Genomic DNA, 19,828 nt, shown 5'->3' on the forward strand with positions numbered 1-19,828 from the left:
TATCGCCCGCCTCCACAACCTCACCCTCGCCGGGTAACGGAGAAACGAGCAGGCCATCCAGCACGCCAAAGATCATTTACGGGACAGCCCTTAGCGTGTCACCGATGTGTCACGCACCTGCCGGAGGTGCGGCAGCACAAGCCCCTGACCTGGACGTTTACCAGACTCTCTGGACTCAGTGGACGGAGCGGACTGGCTTTCAGCTTCTGGGGGTCAAGGGGTCGCAGGTTCAAATCCTGTCGTCCCGACCAGTGACTTTTCGCAGGTCGGAAGCCGTCTTCTCGGAAGAGGAGGCGGCTTTTTCGTGGTCTCGTCGCGTTCTCGTCGCGTTCTCTTCGCGCTCCTCGGTTTCCGGGTTCTCCTCGGGCCCTGGTTCTCCGCGCGCGCCTCGTTCTTCTCGTTCTTCTCGCGCTCCCGTCTCTCCTTGCTCTCCCGTCTCTCCTTGCTCTCCTTTCTCCCTCCCCCGCTGTGCGCGCGTCGCGCGATCCGGAATCGCATGCTTTCGCCGTCACTCAACTCCCCGTTAAGCCCGGCGGGCCTCACTGTCCGTAAGTGGACTGGTGCGGCGCGTTCGTTGCATGACAGGATGCGGAACACAACGGGGGCGGCCTTAACTGTTCGTTGGGCCCGGTCGATTGGGGACGGTCAGCATGGGCGTGGGGGGCGAGGGCCGGTCCGACGGGGCGGGCGGTGCGCTCGCGGAGCGGCTCAACCACCTCTTCGCGAACATGCACCCGCCGGGGGCTCCGTACACCAACGCCTTCGTGGCCGACGAGATCAGCGGCGGGGTGGAGGAGTACGGAGGGGTCACGGTCACCGAGCAGTATCTGTCGATGCTGCGCAACGGCCGGCGGGCCAATCCGAGCCCGGAACTGCTGCGGGCGCTGGCCAAGTTCTTTGCCGTGCCGGTCGGTTATCTGCTGGGAGACCTCTCGCAGCCGCAGGCCGCGCGGGTGGAGGAGGAGGTCCGCTTCCTCGCCGCGATGCGGGATCGGCGGGTGCGGGCCATCGCGCTGCGCTCCGTAGGGCTGCCTCCGGAGGTGCAGGACAGTCTGACGACGATCATCTCCCAGTTCCGGCAGCAGATGAACCTGCCGGCCGACCCGCCGGAGCAGGGTGGTGACCGGCGCGGTGACTGAGGCGATACGGACCGCGGAACGCGACCAGATCTTCGCCATCTGGCAGCGGACCGGACACGAGGACGGGACGAGCATGCGAGTGGGCCAGATACGCAGGCGGTGCAAGCGGCTCATCAAGGAGCTGGCACTGCCCGCCGCGACCGACCTGCGCGGGATGTGCGACCTGGTCGCGGCGCGGGTGGAGCGGCCCGTCCATCTGGTGCCGATGAGCCTGGGCGGTGTGGTCTCGGGCATGACGGCCGTCACCGACGACGACTACTGGATCTTCTATGAGCTCCGGACCTCGCCCTGGCACCAGGCCCACATCGTGCTGCACGAGCTGGGCCACCTCCTGCTGGGGCACGCCCAGGACCCGGCCGTCACCGAGGACGCGCTGAAGCTGTGGACGCCGTCCGTCGACGTCACCACCGCCCTCCGGCGGATGGGCCTGACGACGGGCCTCGCCCGGCACCACGGCTACGACAACCTCGCCGAGCGGGAGACGGAGGTGCTCGGCACGCTCCTCATGGAGCGGGTGGCGCCGTCCGCCGCCGACCAGGAACTCCCCCTGGAGGGACCGGCGGCCGAGCTGGCGGCGGCGCTCGGGCCGGCCCTGCAGCACATCCGGCGGGAACAGGACGCACCGGCGGGCGGCGCGGGCTCCGGCGGCGTCGACACCGGCGCACAGCAGGACGGGGGACCACGTGTTTGACGTCATCTATCTGTCGTTCGGGCTGGCCGCCTGGGCGATCGTCGGCTACAAGTCCGTCGCCTGGTTCCGCGACCGCAGCAATGCGGACCTGGGACTGGCCTGTGTGATGACCGGAGGGGTGGCGACGGTCTTCCTCTTCTCCGCACCGAGCCTCTACCGCGCCTTCGACCGGATCGTCGGCGTGGCCAACCTCGCGATGGTCTTTCTCTACTCCGCCGTCGTGGTGTTCGCCGCGGGCGCGTTGGTGCTGCTGCTGCGCTGGACGGCCGGCGAGGGCGCCGAGGCGCGCGCCCGGGCCCGGGGGAGGGCGCGCGCCGCCGTCGGCGGTGTGGCCGCGCTGTGGGCGGTGGCCGTCACCGGCTTCGCGGTCGGCCGGCCGGACGCCGTCGAGCACCCCCGCGACTTCAGCACCGCCTACACCGACTCCCCCGGAGTCATGCTGTTCCTCGTGCTGTACCTGGCCATCTTCGGGTCGAGCCTGGCGGGCCTGGGGACGCTCTGCCCCCGCTACGCCGCCCGGCTCGGCGGCACGTATCTGGCGCGCGGCCTGCGGGTGCTGGCCGTGGGCTGCTGGCTCGGCCTGGTCTACTGCGCCTGCAAGGTCGTCGGCTTCGTCCTGTCCTGGACGGGCCACCCCGCGCTCTGGCTCTCCAACGGGGTGGCGCCGCTGAGCGCGTCGGTCGCGGCGATCCTGGTACTGGCCGGCTTCGCGCTGCCGGCCGCCGGCCCGCGCGTCGCCGCCTGGCGCCGGCTGCGCCGCCTCTCGCCGCTCTGGCGGACCGTCACCGCCCAGACGCCCGAGGTCACGATGGAGCCCCGGGCGTGGTCGGTGCGCTGGCCGTTCGCCGATCTGGAGTGGCGGGCCAATCGGCAGATGGCCGAGATACGGGACGTACAGCGCGGAATCCGCCGTCATGTGGAGTCCGACGCCCTCGACATCGCCCGCGAACGGGCCCGTGCGGTCGCGCTGGACGACCGGCAGCTGGCGGCCGTCGCCGAGGCCGCCGCGCTCCGCCGCGGCCTGGAGAACCGCGCGGTCGGCCACGTCCCCGCCCACGGAGCCGACAGTGTGGTGGTCGCCACCAGCTCCGAGCAGGCCGAACTGGCCGCGGAGTACGAGCACTTGGCGCTGGTCGCGGACGTCTACCACTCGCCGCTGATCGAGACCGTGCTGACCGAGCTGCGTCAGCGCAGCGCGATGGCGCACGGCTGACACCGCCACAGACGGGGTGGCCCGGCACGGGGGTCCGGGCCGCCCGGCACGACGGAGGCGGCACCGGTCCCCGCGGACCGGTGCCGTCCCCCTATGCCGTGGGACGGCGCCGAGGACCCGGGCTCCGCCCTAGAGTCGGGATCATGCGTAAATCCGCCGAGACCGGCCCCGATACCCCCCTGGACATCACGCCTCTGCTCGACGATCCCTATGCCGCCTACGCCGCGCTGCGGGAAGCCGGGCCGGTGCACCGGATCACCGGTGCGGACGGGAACCCCGCCTGGCTGGTGACCCGTTACGAGGATGTCCGCAGTGCGCTCGCCGATCCGCGGCTCTCGTTGGACAAGCGGCATGCCGCCCCTGGCGGCTTCCGCGGCTTCGCGCTGCCGCCGGCGCTGGACGCCAATCTGCTCAACATGGATCCGCCGGACCACACCCGGATCCGCCGCCTGGTGGTCAAGGCCTTCACCCCGGGCCGGGTCGAGACGCTGCGCGAGCCCGTACGGCGGGTCGCCGAGGGGCTGTTGGGCGCGATGGAGGAGCGCGGGGGTCCGGCGGACCTGATCGCCGACTACGCCGGGCCGCTGCCGATCACCGTGATCTGCGATCTGCTCGGCGTCCCGCAGCACGACCGCCGCGACTTCCGGGCGTGGACGGACCGGCTGATCACCCCGGACCCGACCCGGCCCGAGCTGATGAAGCAGGCGATCGGCGCGATGCTGGAGTTCTACACCGGTCTGATCGCGGCCAAGCGCGCGGAGCCGGGCGACGATTTGCTCTCGGATCTGATCGCGGTGCGGGACGAGACGGACGGGGAAGGGGGCGGCGACCGGCTCACCGAGGACGAACTGACCTCGCTCGCCTTCCTCATTCTCTTCGGTGGATACGAGAACACCGTCCACCTCATCGGCAATGCCGTCCTCACCCTGCTCGACCACCCCGACCAGCTCCGTTTGTTGCGGCGAAATCCGGCCGAACTGCCGGCCGCGGTCGATGAGTTCCTGCGCTTCGACGGTCCCGCCCCGCTGGCGATCCGGCGCTTTCCCAAGGAAGACGTGGAAATCGGGGGCGTACGGATCCCGGCGGGGGAGAGTGTGCTGCTGGCGATCGCGTCCGCGAACCGCGACCCCGCCCGTTTCCCCGATGCCGACACCTTCGACCGCGACCGGGACCTCTCCGGACACCTCGCGCTTGGCCACGGCATCCACTACTGCCTCGGCGCCCCGCTGGCCCGCCTGGAGGCCGTCACCGCCCTGGAGGCGTTGCTCGCCCGCTTTCCGGGGCTGCGACTCGACGTTCCGCGGGGTGATTTGCGGCACCGTCGGGCACTTCGTGCGCGTGGCCTGAATTCGCTGCCCGTCGCCTGGTAATCGGCAAACGAACACGTTTTTGAGGCGCAACCGTTCGCTCATGCGGTAGAAAGGTTCCTGAGACCCGCCCGGTGTGCATCCCCCGTCGCACCGGGCGGGTCCTTCTTTGCAGGTGTTGCAGATGCGACACGCCCGGCGTCCAGGGATCCGTTTGGCCCGTCTGGCTCACCCGCTGTGCGAACAGGGCGTTCCCTACTTAGCGTTACCGCATGGCAAGTGACGCGCGTGTGTCCAAGAAGGCGGCCGCAATGGCCCTGGTGGCCGTCGTGGGTGTGTCCCTGACGTCCATACCGGCCGCCGCGAGCGGGCCGACGGCCCGTCAACCGGTGAAGACCACGGACGGGGTGCAGGCGGTCGCCGCCCCCGGTGCACCGAGCCTGCCCAGCGGGCTGAGCGCACTGTCCTGGATGGTGGCCGACGCGGAGACCGGCAATGTGCTGGCCACCAAGAGCCCGCACCGCAAGCTCGCCCCGGCCAGCACCCTCAAGACGCTGTTCGCGGTGACGGTCCTGCCGAAGTTCTCGTCCGACACGGTCCGCCAGGTCAGCTCGGCGGACCTCGCGGGCCTCGGGGCGGGCAGCAGCGTCGTCGGCGTCCGGCACGGCCGCCGCTACACCGTCGCCGACCTGTGGCGCGGGGTCTTCCTCCGCTCCGGCAACGACGCGGTGCACGTGCTGGCCGCGATGAACGGCGGCTGGCAGGCCACCGTCCGCGAGATGCAGCAGACCGCACGGGAACTCGGCGCGCGCGACACCACGGTGAAGTCCCCCGACGGCTATGACGCGCCCGGCCAGGTGTCCTCCGCGCACGACCTGACCGTCTTCGCCCGCGCCGGGCTCGCCCAGGAGGACTTCGCCCGCTACTGCGCCACCGCCCGCGCCGCGTTCCCCGGCCCCAACGGCACCACCCAGATCGAGAACACCAACCGCATGCTGGTGGGCTCGCACGGGCTGCCGCGCTACCCGGGCATCATCGGCGTGAAGAACGGCTACACCTCCAAGGCCGGCAACACCCTGATCGCCGCCGCCCGCCGGAACGGCCGCACGCTGCTGGTCACCGTACTGAACCCGCAGTCACAGGTGGCCAACGGCGTCTACAAGGAAGCCGGCGCACTGCTGGACTGGGGCTTTCGCACGGCCGGCGACGCGGAACCGGTGGGCACGCTGCACGCCGTGAACGCCGCGTACGACGCCCGCGCCCAGGGCGCCCGCGGCGCCTCACCCTGGCGCCCCGCCCTCGTCCTCGGGGCGGGCGCCGCCGGGATCGTGGTCATGGGACTGGGAGCCATGCTCGCCCGCTGGCGGGACCCGCGCGGTCGCGGCCGCGCGGGGTAGGCCGACGGCTCCGCGCGTCCCGGCGGAGCCCGACGTCCGGGCGGGACTTTTCGGACCGCCCTAGGGCCTGTCCGATGGGTCATGGCCGGGTCCGCGGCGTCTGGCACGGTACCTCGCGGCGTTGCCGAAACGTCCCGAGAGCTCCGCTATCGGGACGCTCCGGCGCCTTGCGATGCACCGCACCAGACGCCGCGGCCTCTCCGACCCTGACCCATCGGACAGACCCTAGCCCGCCGGGCGGCCCCCGTCCGCGTCCCCGGCGGTGCGCAGCCGGGGTGCGGCCTCGGCCGCCGACAGGGCGCCCGGAGCGGTCAGACGGTCCGTCAGTTCCCGGGCCCAGGCCACCAGTCCCCCGATGTCGACCCCGTAGGGGGCGGCATCCGCGTACGGCCTGATGGCCGCCGTCCCCCGGTCGAGCAGTGAGGTACCCCCTACGGCATTGCCCCGGGCCGCATGGGTGAGTCCCACCGCGAGCTGGGCGAGCCCCCGCCACAGCTCGCGCTCCGCCTCCGGCGCCGTCTTCCAGGCGTCCTCCAGCACCTCATGGGCGTGGAACGGCATCCCGGCGTCGAGCAGCCGTTGCGCCTCGGCCAGCGACTGGGCGGGCGTACGGACCACCCCCTCGGGCTGCCGGGCCACTCCGGGGGCGCCGTAGGGCAGCGGGCGGCCGAGGCCGTCGCGCGGCCGGGCGTTACGGGCCCGTCCCTGCTCGTCACGGTCCCGGCGGGGTTCGTTCCGGGGCTCCTGGGTGTCAGTCACCTCTCAATTGTGCGCCCCTGACTGCCGCCCCGTACGGCGACGTCGCGGCCCGCGCTTCCTGTGCGGGGGTGCCCCTAAGGGACCCGTACGGGGGAGGAGGCGTCCGGCACGGCGAGCGACGGGCTCCCGCCGCCGTTGGCCGGTACGGTCCAGACGTCGAAGGCCCGGCCCTCGCGGCCCGGCAGGGCGTAGGCGAGGGTGTGGTCGTCCAGCCAGGCGGCCTGGTCGTCGACGCTGTGGGCCTCGGCGAGCGGGTGCTCGCGCAGGGTGCGCAGATCCAGGACGTACAGCCGCCAGGGATCGGTGGCGCCCGAGCGGACCCGCTTTTTGAACGCGAGGCGGGTGTTGTCCGGCGAGAGCGAGGGGCACTCCACGTTCCCGCGGATCGTCCGCGCCGCCCACCTGCGCAGATCGCCCTGGACGAGGTAGGTCCCGCCCTTGGTCGAGACGGTGGCGTAGAAGCGGTTGTCGTCGCGGGCGAAGGTGACCCCCCAGTAGTTGACGTCGGGGGAGTGGTAGCGGCGGCCGTCCAGGGTGAGCGGGATCTCCTCCATGTTCTTGATGAGGTAGCCGGTGCGGGTGTCCAGGATCGAGGTGCGGGTGGAGAACGCGGTGGTGGCGTAGGAGTCGCCGGTGGCGAACATCGTCCATGACAGCATCCGCCCGGAGGCCGACACCCGGGCCCGGTTGGGGATGCCGGTGAGCGCGATCCGCCGCTTCTCGCGCAACCGCCGGTCCAGGACCACGGCGTACGACCGGGGCGGGATGCCGGGGCGGCGCTGCAGGCACAGGCCCGTCCCGGCCGCCGCGTAGAAGCGCTCGCAGGCCGGCCCGCCGGTGGTGCGGCGCCCGGGCCGGGGCGCTGAGGGGGCCGCGCCGGTGCGGCCGTCCGGCGCGGGGAGATGCGCCACCCGGCCGGCTCCGGCGCCGGTGCTGCGGAAGTACAGCCGGCCGTGGTCGAGGCCGAAGGCGGAGGCGGCGTCGGTGGGTTCGGCGCGCCGGGCGGCGCCGATCGTGTAGGCGACGGCGACGGTGGCGAGGACCGCGGTGGCGGTCAGCACGGCGACGATCCGGGCCCGGAGGGAGACCGCGGCGAGCCGCGCGGACAGGGCGGGAGCGGGGCGGGGCGAGGTCATGCGCGCGACGGCTGCCTTTCCGGGCGGTCCGGTGGGTTCGGCCCGGCCGGGCGGTCCCGGCGGGGGAGCAGGGCGGCGGCCGCCACCAGCGCCAGGGCCAGCGCGGACACCGCGAGGCACAGCGCGGGACGGGTGCCCCACAGCGTCCAGGCGGCGCCGAATCCGGCGGCCGCCAGCAGCCGGCACAGCGCCTGGCCGGTCTGCAGCAGAGCCATTCCGCCGGCCCGCCGTGCGGCCGGCAGCACCGGCCCGGCGAGCGCCATCAGCACACCGTCCGTGGCGGCGTAGAACACCCCGAGCAGCAGCAGGACACCCACCAGCAGCACCGGCCCGGCACCGGTATTCAGCAGCAGGACATAGCCGGCGAGCAGCGCCGCGTGCCCGCACAGGAACGGCACCCGGCGGCCGATCCGGTCACCGAGCCGCCCGGCCGGCACCGCGAGCAGCAGATAGACCGCGGCCGCCCCCAGCGGCAGCAGCGGGAACCAGCTCACTGCGAAACCCAGCCGCCGCTGGAGCAGCAGATACAGGAACGAGTCGCCGATGGTCGCCGCGCCGAGCAGCGCCGCCGCCACGAAGATGCGCCGGAACGCGGGGTCGCCCAGTGGCGCCAGGAGCCGTGTGCGGGGGCGGGGCGCTGCGGTGGGTACCTGCCGGTGGCCGGGCGCGGGGGCCGGTGCCCGGGTGTGCGGCCCGGCTCCCGGATCCCGGTGGCCGGCGGCCACGGCGGCCCTTCCGGGCACGAACGCGACCAGCAGCAGCACCCCCACCACCCCGACGCAGAAACTCACGACGAACACCGCGTCGTAGGCGTCGGCCGTGGCCCACAGCAGGGCGAACGCCGCGAGCGGGCCCAGCAGCGCACCGGTGGTGTCCATCGCGCGGTGCACACCGAAGGCCCGGCCGAGCGCGTCCGGCGGGGCTTGAAGCGAGATCAGCGCATCGCGAGGGGCGGTGCGCACGCCCTTGCCGATACGGTCCGCGGCGAGCGAGGCGCCGATGCCGAGGGTGCCGCCGCCGGCGAGCAGCAACCCGAGCCGGGACAGCGCCGAGAGCGCGTAGCCGGCCCCGGCGACGAGCTTGTGGCGTCCGCCGCGGTCCGCCGCATGCCCGCCCAGCAGCCGCACCAGCGCGGTGACGCCGTTGTAGAGGCCGTCGAGGAAGCCGAACTGGAGGGGGGAGAGCCCCAGTTGGAGGACGAAGTAGAGCGGCAGCACGGCGGTGACCATCTCGGAGGAGATGTCGGTGACGAGGCTGACCGCGCCGAGGGCCAGCACCGGGCCCCCGACGCGGCCGCGCGTCACCTGTGTCGCCGTCGCGGCCGCGTCCGTGGTCGCGAGATACATCGGTCAGACCGCCCGTGGGTCCCGTCGGCCGGTCAGTGGCACTGGTAGGCGGGGCTGCGGTCCTTCGTCTGCCCGTCCGTGCCCACCAGCTCCCAGGAGAAGCCGGTGTCGGTGAAGTTCAGCTTCACCACTCCGAAGGTGTCGGTGAGCCGCTTCTCGCTGTTCGGCTGGACCTCCTCGATCTTGTACGGGTTGGCTCCGCCCATCCCGGCGAGGAGTTCGACGATGCCGTTCTTGCCGGCCTTGCCGTTCGCGTCCTGCGGTGCGAAGCGCTCGTAGTGGTGATCGTGGCCGTTGAGGACCAGCTCGGCCTTGGCGTCCTGGAGCAGTTTCCAGACCGGGCGGCTGACCGGGTCGTTGCCGTGCTCGCCGGACGAGAAGAGCGGGTGGTGCCAGTAAGCGGCCACGCACTTCTTGGAGTTGGCGGCGAGGTCGGCCTTGAGCCAGTCGGTCTGCGCCTGGTCCAGGCTGTTGGAGTCGAGCGCGATGAAGTGCCAGTTGTCCTGGTCGAAGCTGTAGTAGCTCTTGCCCTTGGGGTAGGCGACCGGCCCGAAGTAGGACTTGTAGCCGGCCAGTTCGCCCTGCGGGTCGTAGGTTTCGTGGTTTCCGGGGGCCGGGTGCGTCTTGCTCTTGAAGGCGCCCCAGCTCGTGTCGTAATAGCGCTTGAAGTCCTTGAGCCGGGCGTCGTCGTACTGGTTGTCGCCCATGGTCAGCACGAACGCGGGATCGATCCGCTTCACCAGCGCCGCGGTCTTGGGGTGTGCACAGTCGCTGTCGCTCGCCGTGCACCGCTCGGCGATATCGCCGGCCGCGACGGCGGTGAACCCGGCGGCGTGCGCGCCCGCTGCCCGCTCGGGCGCGGCATCGGCCCGCCCGGCGTTCGACCACAGCGCCACACCGCCGACGAGCGCGAGCGCCGCGCCCGCGGCGACGGGGATTCCCCAGCGGCGGCTGCCGGTCGGGGTCGTGCGTCGCCTCGGCGGCTGTACGGGCATGTCGGCGCGGGGGGAGGTCATATCCGTCTCCTGGGTCGGCGTGGGGGAGCCGTCCCGAGGAATCCTGACGTCGGACCATGTACGCGTCAATAATGTGGACGTTATTGTTAGGAAACTTTCCTACCCGTCCTGCCCCGGAGTCGCTCCGCTGCCGCGGCCGCGGCCCGGCTCACCCCAACTCGACCTCGTAGAAGCAGAGATGATCCTTGATCTGCGCGACCTCGGGATGCGGCTCAGGATAGGCCCACGCGATGTCCTGCGGGCCACCGGGAAGTGACCAGTAGGAGGCGGTGCCCTTGAACGGGCAGACGGTGTGGGTGTCGGAGGGGGTCAGCAGGTCGGTGCGCACGTCCTCGGGCGGGAGGTAGTAGCGCACCGGACAGCCGGTCTCGGAGAGCAGCAGCGGGCGGCGGCTCTCGGCCAGCAGCTGCCCGCCGACCGTGACACGGATGTGGTCGGTGCCCTGATCGATCTCGATCCGGTGGCCTCGGACGGTGCTCATGGTCGGGTCCCTTCGGTCGCGGAGGAGCCGCCTGCGGACCCTCCTGCCGTTGCGACCTCCAGCGTAGGAGGACCCACTGACAATCCGCTCGTACCGCGGCCCGCACCTCGCGCCTCGCCCGCGCGATCCGCGGTGGGCGACCACCCTCGGGTACGGCCCCGACCGCCTGCTGGACACGCTCGGTGACCGCCCCCGCGTCGTCCGTGACCTTGGCTGGACCCTCCGCAATCCGGGTGAATGTGGCAAAGTGACGGCATGGCTGACCGGGCAGCGAAGCAGCCCACCGTGTCGGTGCCGGACGACTGGCCCGCCCACCCGGACCTGACACTGGCCCTCAACGGCATGGGCGGCTTCGACTGGGACCTCGACAGCGGGCTCATGCACATGGACCCACCCGCCCTCGAGGTCTTCGACCTGCCTCCGTCCGAATACGACGACCGCCCCGAGAGCCTCAGCTCCCGCGTCCCGGCCCACGAGGCCGCCCGGCTCGACGCCCTGGTCGCCAGGGCCCTGAAGGACGGCAGCGACTCCTACGGCGCCTACTTCCGGGTGCGGCTGCGCGACGGGCAGCTGCGCTGGACCCACGCCCAGGGCAGCATCCGCCGCGACCCCACCGGCCGGCCCCGCCGGATCATCGGCGTGGTCCGCGACGCCAGCCACGAATACACCCACGCGGCCGAGCGGCTGGCGGTCGACGAGGAGCGCCGCCGGCACACCAGCGTCGTCGAGCGCACCACCGCCGCCCTCGCCCACGCCAGAACCGTCGGCGAAGTCATCGCCGTGCTCGCCGGCGAACAGGGCCTGAGCCGGCTGGGCGCCGAGAACGTCATCCTCGGGCTGGTCGAGGCGGGACGTATCCGGCTGGTCTCCGAGGGCAAGGCGGGCAGCTATGTGCCCGATCTGGAGTACACGCGGGTCGGCGACGAATTCCCGATGAGCGAAGTGGTGCGCACGCTCACCCCCCGCTACGTGCACAGCAGAGACGAGTTCAAGTACGGCTACCCCCGGCTGTGGCACGCCATCGAGCCGCTGAACGTCAAATCCGCCGCGTATCTGCCGCTGATCGCCCAGGGCCGCCCGATCGGTGTGATCGGCCTGTTCTTCGAGCGGGAGAGCGACTTCCGCGACCAGGAGCGCAACGTGCTGGTGGCGCTCGGCAGCAGCATCGCGCAGAGCCTGGCGCGCGCCATGCTCTACGACCAGGAGCACGAGATCGCCGCCGGCCTCCAACAGGCCATGCTGCCGCGCCGGATACCCGGTATCCCCGGCGCCCAGGTCGCGGTCCGCTACCGCTCCGCCCGAATGGGCCGGCACATCGGCGGCGACTGGTACGACGTGATACCGCTGCCCAACGGCCGGGTCGCGGCCGTGATCGGCGACGTCCAGGGCCATGACACCCAGGCGGCGGCGCTGATGGGCCAGCTGCGGATCGTCCTGCGCGCCTACGCCGCCGAAGGACACTCGCCCGCCACCGTCATGGGCCGCGCCTCCGCCTTCCTCAACGAGCTCGACACCGACCGCTTCGCCACCTGCACCTACGTCGACGCCGACCTGAGCACCGGCGCGGCCCGGATCGTACGGGCCGGCCATATCGACCCGCTGCTGCGGCACGCCGAGGGCATCTGCCGCCGGCTGCCGGTGGCCGGCGGGCTGCCGCTGGGCATCTCCTCCGAATTCCGGCGCCTCGACTACCCCGTCACCACCGTCCAGCTCGCCCCCGGCGACACCCTGCTGCTGTGCACCGACGGCATCGTCGAACAGCCCGGCACCGACCTCGACGACGGCATGCGCGAGCTGGCCCGAGAGGTCCGCGACGGCCCCCAGGACGTCCAGCAACTCGCCGACCGGCTCTGCGAGTCGGTGGGGGACCGCACCGGCGAGGACGACATGGCGCTGCTGCTGCTGAGGCGTCTCGGCGCGCCCGAGCACGACACCGTCGGCCGGTTCCGCCAGCACATCGCCCCCGCCGACCCCGAAGGCCTCTCCGCCGTCCGGCACATGATCCGGTCCGCGGTGCGCGCCTGGGGCGCGGCCGACCGCTCCGAGGAGATCGAGCTGGTCGCCGACGAACTGATCACCAACGCGCTGCTGCACACCGACGGCGAGGCCGTGGTCAACATCCGGATGCCGCACAGCGTCGAGCGGCGCCTGCGGCTGGAGGTCGAGGACCACTCCAGCAGCCTGCCGCGACGCCGCGAACCGGGCGAGGCCGGAGTCTCCGGCCGGGGCCTGCTCCTCGTCGACCGGCTGGCGGATGTCTGGGGTGTGGAACCGCGCGGCGGCGGAAAGTGCGTATGGTGCGAGTTCAACTGCCCCTGACCGGGGTGGGGGTACCTCCCGGCGCCGGCTGGGGGAGCGTCGAGCCCCGGTCACCAGCGGGGAACAGACGCCGAGGCATCGGCACGGTCGAGTGAGGACGGCACTATGGCAACGCGGGCTGCGGAACAGCGCGAGGAAGCCCGCCGGGTGGCGGCGCGGCTGGAGGCGGAAGCCGTCCGCAACGTGGCGTTGACCTGGGTGGACAACGCGGGCATCACCCGCGTCAAGACCGTTCCGGTGGCGCGGCTGGCGGACACCGCCGAGCGCGGCATCGGGATGTCGCCCGTCTTCGACGTGTTCACCTCCGACGACGCCATCACCGAATCCGACCACCTCGGCGGGCCCGACGGGGACCTGCGGCTCTTCCCCGACCTGGACCGCGTCACCACCCTCGCCGCCCAGCCCGGCTGGGCCTGGGCACCGGTCGACCGCTACGACCAGCTCGGTGCGCCGCACCCCGCCTGCCAGCGGCTGTTCGCCCGGCGGATGGCCGAGCAGGCCGCCGAGGTCGGCCTCGACGTGCGGATGGGTTTCGAAACCGAGTGGGTGGTCACCCGCGCCCCCGACAAGCACGACCCGGCAGCCGCCGGCGCCGACGCGGCGCTCGACTACCCCTGCGCGGGCCCCGCCTACGGCATGACCCGGGTCGTCGAACTCTCCGACTACCTCCGCGACGTCACCGAGGCACTGACCCTCCAGGGCATCGACGTGCTCCAGCTCCACCCCGAGTACGCGCCGGGCCAGTTCGAGGTCACCACCGCCCCGGGCGACCCGGTACGCGCCGCCGACGACGTGGTGCTGGTCCGCGAGACCATCCGCGCGGTCTCCGCCCGCCACGGGCTGCGCGCCTCCTTCGCCCCCTCGGTCGTCGCCGGGCAGGTCGGCAACGGCTGCCACCTGCACCTCGGCCTGTACCGCGACGGTCGGAGCCTGCACCGCGCCCCCGACGCCGAATGGGGCCTGGCACCGGACGCGGTGGCCTTCCTCGGCGGCGTCCTCCAGGCCCTGCCCGCCCTGCTCGCCATCGGCTGCCCCTCACCGGCCAGCTATCTGCGGCTGCAACCCTCCCACTGGGCCGGCGTCTACCAGTGCTGGGGCGTGGAGAACCGCGAGGCGGCGCTGCGCCTGATCACCGGCGCCCCCGACGACCCGGACGGCGGCCACGCCGAGGTCAAGACGTTCGACGCGGCCGCCAACCCCTACCTCGCCGTCGGTGCGGTGCTCGCCGCCGGACTGCACGGCATCACCTCCCGCACCCGGATGCCGGAGCCGCAGACCGGGGACCCGGGCACGCTCGGCGTCCGCGAGCGCGCCCGGCGCGGCATCGTACGGCTGCCCGCCACGCTGACCGAGGCCGCCGACCGGCTGGAGAAGTCGGCGCCGCTGTACGAGGCGATGGGCAAGGTGCTGCACGGCGCGGTGCTCGCGGTCCGGCGTGCCGAGGAGGCCCACTTCGCCGAGAGCGAGGCCGAGGAGATCGCCGCCGCCACCCGCTGGCGCTGGTGATGCCCGCGGACGCCCCGGGGCACGGCCCCGGCTTCGACGACGGCCTGCCGCCGCTGGTGGACCACCACTGCCACGGCGTGCTCCGGCACGAACCGGACCCCGAGGCGTTCGCCGGGTACCTCACCGAGTCGGACCGGCCGCCCGCGGCGGGCACCACCTTCTTCGACACCCAGGCCGGCTTCGCCGTGCGCCGCTGGTGCCCGCCGCTGCTCGACCTGCCCGCGCACTGCCCACCCGAGACCTACCTCGCCCGCCGCCGGGAGCTGGGCCCCGACGAGACCCGGCGCCGCCTGCTGCGCGCCACCGGAATCGGCGCATACCTCCTGGACACCGGCCTCCCGGGCGACCTGACCGGGCCGGCCGAGACGGCCGAGGCGGGCGGCGCCACCGGGCATCCGGTCGTACGCCTGGAGACGCTGGCCGAACGGACCGCGGCCGCCGCGCACGACACCGAGGAGTTCACCGACGTCCTCGCCGGCGCGGTCCAGGCCGCCGCCCGCACCGCCGTCGCCTTCAAGAGCGTCGCCGCCTACCGCCACGGGCTGGCACTCGACCCCGGGCCACCGGCCCCCGACGCCGTACGCGCCGCCGCCCGCTCCTGGCTCGCCGCCGGCGCACCCCGCCTCACCGACCCGGTCCTGCTCCGCCACCTGATCTGGCTGGCCGTCGCCACCGGCCGCCCCCTCCAGCTCCACACCGGCTTCGGCGACCCCGACCTGCGGATCGACCATGCCGACCCGGCCCTGCTGACCGACCTGGTCCGGGCCACCGCCGACACCGGCACGGACCTGGTGCTGCTGCACTGCTACCCGTACCACCGTCAGGCCGCCTATCTGGCGAGCGTCTTCCCGCACGTCCACGCCGACATCGGACTGACCCTCACCCACACCGGCCCGAGGGCCACCGCCGTACTCGCCGAGTTCCTGGAGCTCGCCCCCTTCGGCAAACTGCTCTTCTCCACCGACGCCTACGGCCTCCCCGAGCTGTACATCGTCGGCAGCGCGCTCTTCCGCACGGCGCTGTCCGGCGTGTTGGGGGAGTGGACGGCCGCCGGGGCGTGGTCGCACGCGGACGCGGCCCGGGTGGGCGCCATGATCGCCGCCGGCAACGCGCGCAGGGTGTACGGCCTCCCGCCGACGGAGCCGTAAGGGGCACGGGCCCTGAGCACCCATTCCCGCCCTGCCGTCCGGTGTCCCTCCGCAGCGTGCTTTACTGCGCCGCGTGGCCCTTACAACTACCGACGACGACACCGGCCCCGACAAGGGCGAAATCCCCCTGCGTTCCCGAATATTCGCCGATCTGACCCCGCTGCGCACCTCGCCGGACTACCGCCGCCTGTGGTGCGGCAACACCATCTCCTGGATGGGCCAGCAGATGACCGCGCTCGCGGTCTCGTTGCAGGTCTACGCCATCACCGGATCCACCTTCTCGGTCGGCCTGGTCGGCCTGTGCTCGCTGGTCCCACTGGTCGTCTTCGGGCTGTACGGAGGCGCCGTCGCCGACACCGTCGACCGCCGCAAACTGGGCCTCTACAGTGCCGCGGGCGCGACCGCGATGTCCGTCACGCTGGCCACCGCGGCGCTGGCCGGATACCACCGGGTGTGGCTGCTCTACACCGTGGTCGCCCTCCAGGCCGTCTGCTTCGCGATGAACTCCCCGGCCCGCACGTCGATGATCCCGCGGCTGCTGCCCACCGAGCAGCTGCCCGCCGCCAACGCCCTCAACTCCCTGACCAGCAACCTCGGTCTGATGGGCGGACCGATGCTGGGCGGTGTCATCGTCGGCCTGTGGGGCTACCAGGCGGCCTATCTGATCGACGTGGTGGCCTTCACCGGCGCGCTGTACGCGATGTGGCGACTGCCGTCCATGCTGCCCGAGCAGGAGGACGGGCCGCGTCGCCGGGCCTCCGTACTGGACGGACTGCGCTTTCTCGCCACCCGCCCGAACCTGCGGATGACGTTCTTCGCCGACATGGCGGCGATGGTGCTCGCCCAACCGCGCGCCCTGTTCCCCGCGGTCGCGGTGCTGTGGTTCGGCGGGGACGCCAAGACCGTCGGCCTGCTGGTCGCCGCGCCCGCGGTGGGCGCCGTACTGGGCGGGCTGTTCTCCGGCTGGCTCGGCGGGATCCGCCGGCACGGCCTGGCCATCCTGATCTCGGTGGCCGCGTGGGGCGCGGCCATCGCCTCCTTCGGGCTCTCCCGGCACCTGTGGCTCGGGCTGCTCTTCCTGGCGGTGGCCGGCTGCGCGGACACCATCTCGATGGTGTTCCGCAGCACCATGCTGCAGGCCGCGACGCCGGACGCGATGCGCGGCCGCCTCCAGGGCGTCTTCATCGTCGTGGTCGCGGGCGGCCCCCGCCTCGGCGACTTCCTCGCCGGCTCGGCCGCCGACCTGACCTCCCCGGCCACCGCGGTGATCGGCGGCGGCCTGGCGTGCGTACTGGCCGTTACGGCGCTGGGGCTGGGCCGACGGGGGTTTGCGCGGTATGACGCGCGTGATCCGGAGGCGTAACCGCTGCGCTTGGCTGGCTTCCCACGTTGTCGGCCGGCCCGCCGTGGGGGCCTCGCTTGGTTCGCCTGCGGCGGGCTGGTGCCGCTGCGCGGGACGTTTTCGGCTGGGGGACCGGCCCTCCGGACTCCGTCCTGCGGGCCGCCCCCTCCCGTGGGTGGGGGAGAGAGGATCGGTGGGGGTGCCCGTGCGTCCTCGTGTGCGCGCACGGAGGCCCGGTCCCGCTTTGCGCTACGGACTTACCTCGACCGTGCCGGGGCCCTGGAGGGCACGCTGGGAGAAGCGCCACAGCTGGCCCTCCCAGGTGCTGACGTAGATCATGCCGTTGCCGCTGTCCACCGCGACGCCGAGCGGGGAGAAGGCGCCGGATTTCGGCTTGACCACCTCGCGCCGCGCGCCGTCGGCGAGGTGGACCTCGTGCAGGCGGTCGCCACTGTGGTCGGAGACGTAGGCCTTGCCCGCGCCGTCCAGCGCGATGTCGCAACTGGTGTGGGAAAGGGGGGCCACCACGCGCTTGGTGCGCTGGGCCAGGTCGACCTCGTACAGGGCCCCTGCGTCGTTCCAATGGCCGGTGTAGGCCCTGCCGTTCCCGTCCAGCGCCACTCCGGAGGTGGACGCCCCCAGGCCATCGACGATCATCTGCTTCTGCTTCTTCGCCAGGTCGACTTCGAAGAGCTGCCCCTTGTCCTGGTCGGTGATGAAGGCCTTGCCCTTCCCGTCCAGCCCGATGCCGTACGCCTTCACGCCGTCGACGACCGTTTCGGTCCGGCCGTCGGACAGCTGCACCGCGAGCAGGCGCGCGCCGCTCCTGTCGGTGACATAGGCCGTGCCCTTCCCGTCCAGCGCCACACCGCTGGACTCGCCCAGGCTGTCGCTCGTCGCCACCTCGTGCTTGGCGCCGGTGGCGAGGTCCACCCCGTACAGGTGGCCGCCGTCGCTGACGACGTACGCCTTGTTCTGCGACGGGTCCAGCGCGATGTCACGGGTGAGCCCCAACCCGGCGGTGAGCAAGAGAGTGCCCTGGGCCTGGTCGCGAGCCTCTTTCAGTTTCTTCTGCTGTTCGTCGCTGATACGTGGCAGATCTTCGTCGCGGATCTCCACCTTCACGTTTTCGAATGCCTTGTCCCTGGCCGACGACGCCATATCGGATGTCGATTGGGGGTCTTCGGAAACCCTGCGCTGTTCGGCGGACGCGTCATGGAACTTCTGGAAGAGGGGGTCGAGGAAGCCCATGACGTCGAACGCTCCATGCGCCGTCTGGCGCAGCAGCCATGGCTCGCGCTCACTCTCCAGTTTGCGCGCATACCCCGAGGCGCTCCCCGTGACAGTCTCGTTTTCGTCATCCCAGGCGCCCTCTCCGGCGCCGGGCGTGTCCTTGTGGAGCTTTTGTGCGGACTGCTTGGCGGAATCAGCTTCATCGCCGGAACTGTCGAAGATGTTCTTGAACGACATGAAATTCCCTCCTGGTCTCCCCGGTGAACGTGGAATCAGCCCTTGTAGAGCGGCTGCTTCTGGTTCTCATAATCGAGCTTTTCTGGCTGGAAGACCCGGTGTTCCCCGGCGCGCACCGCGACGATTTCGGCTTCGCCCTTCTGCATGAACCTTTTGTCCTTGTCGGCCAGGTCGAAATTATCGCCGCTTTCGACGGAATCGCCGAGCTTCCAGGCGATCACCTGAGAGTATTCCGGCTCCTTGTCCTGCGGGCCCTGTGGACGAGTCTCCTTTACCTGTACCGGCTTGTCGTAGTACAAGGCGACCCATCCGCCGAAGGTGACGGGGATTTCGTAGTCGAACTTCCTCACCTGACGCCGTTGCGTGGCCAGGACGTCCACCCGGCTTTGAAGATTCCTCACCGTGATCGATGACTGATGCTTCCATGCAGTGGTCAGCGAACCGCTGATGGAGCCAGTGATACCGAGCAGCAGCTCTCCCCACAATTCCCCGGTACCCGTGGCGGAACTCGTGGCCGTCGTCGTACTTGTGGCCTCCGTCTGGGACTCCGAGTCACTGCCCTGGCGGTCTTTGCTGTTGAGCTGGGTGCTTTTCTGGTGCTGCTTCATCGACATGATCTTTTGCAGTTGCTGCTGCAGTGACGCGATGGATTTTGCCCCGAAGGTGAGCTTCACCTCCCCTTGGAGCGACCAGCTGATGGTGTTCGAAATCGAGAACTCGACGGTGTCTGTCACATCGATGGAGATGGGGTCGGTTCCATTGATGTACGTCTGCTTGGAGATCACGTCAGGCGGGGGCTGCGTGATGTCTCCTCGCTCTTCGACGATCGGTACCCCCACATTCATATAGGCCCGCCACCCGCGTTGGTGCGCTGTCTCCTCCTTCGGAGGGAACTTGCCATACCGCACCTTGTTCAGAGAAAACCCGATGGGGCTGATCGGCGGCCCTCCTCCTTCGGGGGTCCGCTTCAGTTTGTCCTTTTGCGTATTCCGCTCCAGGATGGCAGCGGCCTTGGCGGTGATTTCGAGCTCCTGCTGATTTTTCGTGGTCAGCGGGTGGCGCATAAACACATCACCGATATAGGCGATGCCCACATCGTTCTTCACGCTCTTTTCGCTCATGCCTTAAGGTGCCCTCTCGCCGAAGAGTTGATTTGCGCCTTTGCGGACATGGCGAACCTACGTGTCCGGCGCCAAGTTGATCACCAAGCGAAACCGGCCATGCGATGAAAACCGGACAGGGCGCATTAGGCGCGTACGTGACCACGCTGTGGATGAGTGTCCGACCCGTCCCGGCTGCTGTCATCCGTACGCCGTTGCCGCGCAGGGCGTGGCTTGATATGCCGTCCCGGCCGGTTCGGGTGGCTGCGCGGTGTCGGGAACTGGCGGAATGCATCGTCTGACGCACCAGCCGGTGGCGCGAATGTGCGAATCGCGACCGGTCGACTCGAACAATGGTGCCCCCTAAGGGCTGTCCCGTAAATGATCTTTGGCGTGCTGGATGGCCTGCTCGTTTCTCCGTTACCCGGCGAGGGTGAGGTTGTGGAGGCGGGCGATAC

General features: G+C 71.3%; 16 protein-coding genes. 9 read left to right on the forward strand and 7 right to left on the reverse strand.

Translation table 11 applies throughout. The features are described from left to right. Positions 1–650: 650 nt before the first annotated feature. The 5 genes from ACZ5XZ_RS38595 (at position 651) to ACZ5XZ_RS38615 (ending at position 5,747) form a co-directional block, all read left to right on the forward strand. A complete protein-coding gene (locus ACZ5XZ_RS38595; RefSeq protein ID WP_468987085.1) occupies positions 651–1,139 on the forward strand; it encodes a helix-turn-helix domain-containing protein in 489 nt (162 codons plus the stop codon). 79 nt (positions 1,140–1,218) lie between these two features. Then, entirely contained in the window at positions 1,219–1,830 is a 612-nt protein-coding gene (locus tag ACZ5XZ_RS38600; RefSeq protein ID WP_468987110.1) for a hypothetical protein, read from the forward strand. Next, positions 1,823–3,043 carry an MAB_1171c family putative transporter gene (locus ACZ5XZ_RS38605; protein WP_468987088.1) on the forward strand — a complete coding sequence of 407 codons (1,221 nt, stop codon included), beginning with the start codon at positions 1,823–1,825 and terminating at the stop codon, positions 3,041–3,043. The genes ACZ5XZ_RS38600 and ACZ5XZ_RS38605 overlap by 8 nt, the downstream gene beginning before the upstream one ends. Before the next feature lie 143 nt (positions 3,044–3,186). Then, positions 3,187–4,413: a cytochrome P450 family protein gene (locus ACZ5XZ_RS38610; protein ID WP_468987090.1), complete on the forward strand. Its 1,227-nt coding sequence runs from the start codon at positions 3,187–3,189 to the stop codon at positions 4,411–4,413. A 209-nt stretch (positions 4,414–4,622) separates the two neighbouring features. Beyond that, entirely contained in the window at positions 4,623–5,747 is a 1,125-nt protein-coding gene (locus ACZ5XZ_RS38615; protein WP_468987092.1) for a D-alanyl-D-alanine carboxypeptidase family protein, read from the forward strand. Between the two features lie 225 nt (positions 5,748–5,972). Here the strand turns inward: ACZ5XZ_RS38615 and ACZ5XZ_RS38620 are convergent, their stop codons facing one another. The 5 genes from ACZ5XZ_RS38620 to ACZ5XZ_RS38640 all read right to left on the reverse strand — a co-directional run bounded on the left by ACZ5XZ_RS38620 (position 5,973) and on the right by ACZ5XZ_RS38640 (position 10,485). Further along, entirely contained in the window at positions 5,973–6,506 is a 534-nt protein-coding gene (locus ACZ5XZ_RS38620; RefSeq protein ID WP_468987094.1) for a DUF309 domain-containing protein, read from the reverse strand. Between the two features lie 74 nt (positions 6,507–6,580). Then, positions 6,581–7,642, reverse strand: coding sequence for a TolB-like translocation protein (locus tag ACZ5XZ_RS38625; RefSeq protein ID WP_468987095.1), 1,062 nt, complete (start codon positions 7,640–7,642; stop codon positions 6,581–6,583). Then, entirely contained in the window at positions 7,639–8,988 is a 1,350-nt protein-coding gene (locus ACZ5XZ_RS38630; RefSeq protein ID WP_468987096.1) for an MFS transporter, read from the reverse strand. Before ACZ5XZ_RS38630 ends, ACZ5XZ_RS38625 begins: the two co-directional genes overlap by 4 nt. 32 nt (positions 8,989–9,020) lie before the next feature. Then, positions 9,021–10,004, reverse strand: coding sequence for a metallophosphoesterase family protein (locus ACZ5XZ_RS38635; RefSeq protein ID WP_468987099.1), 984 nt, complete (start codon positions 10,002–10,004; stop codon positions 9,021–9,023). 148 nt (positions 10,005–10,152) lie between these two features. Further along, positions 10,153–10,485, reverse strand: coding sequence for a DUF427 domain-containing protein (locus ACZ5XZ_RS38640; RefSeq protein WP_468987100.1), 333 nt, complete (start codon positions 10,483–10,485; stop codon positions 10,153–10,155). 255 nt (positions 10,486–10,740) lie between these two features. On the opposite strand from ACZ5XZ_RS38640, the gene ACZ5XZ_RS38645 reads away from it, so the two are divergent. From ACZ5XZ_RS38645 to ACZ5XZ_RS38660, 4 genes are all read left to right on the forward strand, one after another. Next, a complete protein-coding gene (locus ACZ5XZ_RS38645) occupies positions 10,741–12,804 on the forward strand; it encodes a SpoIIE family protein phosphatase (RefSeq protein WP_468987101.1) in 2,064 nt (687 codons plus the stop codon). A 105-nt stretch (positions 12,805–12,909) separates the two neighbouring features. After that, positions 12,910–14,310, forward strand: a complete 1,401-nt coding sequence (locus ACZ5XZ_RS38650) for a glutamine synthetase family protein (RefSeq protein ID WP_468987102.1) — start codon at positions 12,910–12,912, stop codon at positions 14,308–14,310. Further along, a complete protein-coding gene (locus tag ACZ5XZ_RS38655; RefSeq protein WP_468987104.1) occupies positions 14,310–15,458 on the forward strand; it encodes an amidohydrolase family protein in 1,149 nt (382 codons plus the stop codon). The genes ACZ5XZ_RS38650 and ACZ5XZ_RS38655 overlap by 1 nt, the downstream gene beginning before the upstream one ends. 73 nt (positions 15,459–15,531) lie before the next feature. Then, positions 15,532–16,821 (forward strand): MFS transporter, encoded by a 1,290-nt coding sequence (locus ACZ5XZ_RS38660; RefSeq protein ID WP_468987105.1) that lies wholly within the window; start codon positions 15,532–15,534, stop codon positions 16,819–16,821. A gap of 228 nt (positions 16,822–17,049) precedes the next feature. Here ACZ5XZ_RS38660 and ACZ5XZ_RS38665 read toward each other — a convergent pair whose 3' ends face one another. Beyond that, positions 17,050–18,270, reverse strand: coding sequence for a Vgb family protein (locus ACZ5XZ_RS38665; RefSeq protein ID WP_468987107.1), 1,221 nt, complete (start codon positions 18,268–18,270; stop codon positions 17,050–17,052). A gap of 35 nt (positions 18,271–18,305) precedes the next feature. Beyond that, on the reverse strand, positions 18,306–19,391 hold the full coding sequence (locus ACZ5XZ_RS38670; protein WP_468987109.1) for a gluconolaconase: 1,086 nt from the start codon (positions 19,389–19,391) through the stop codon (positions 18,306–18,308). Positions 19,392–19,828 lie beyond the last annotated feature (437 nt).

It is taken from the genome of Streptomyces sp. NPDC033270, assembly GCF_055576575.1.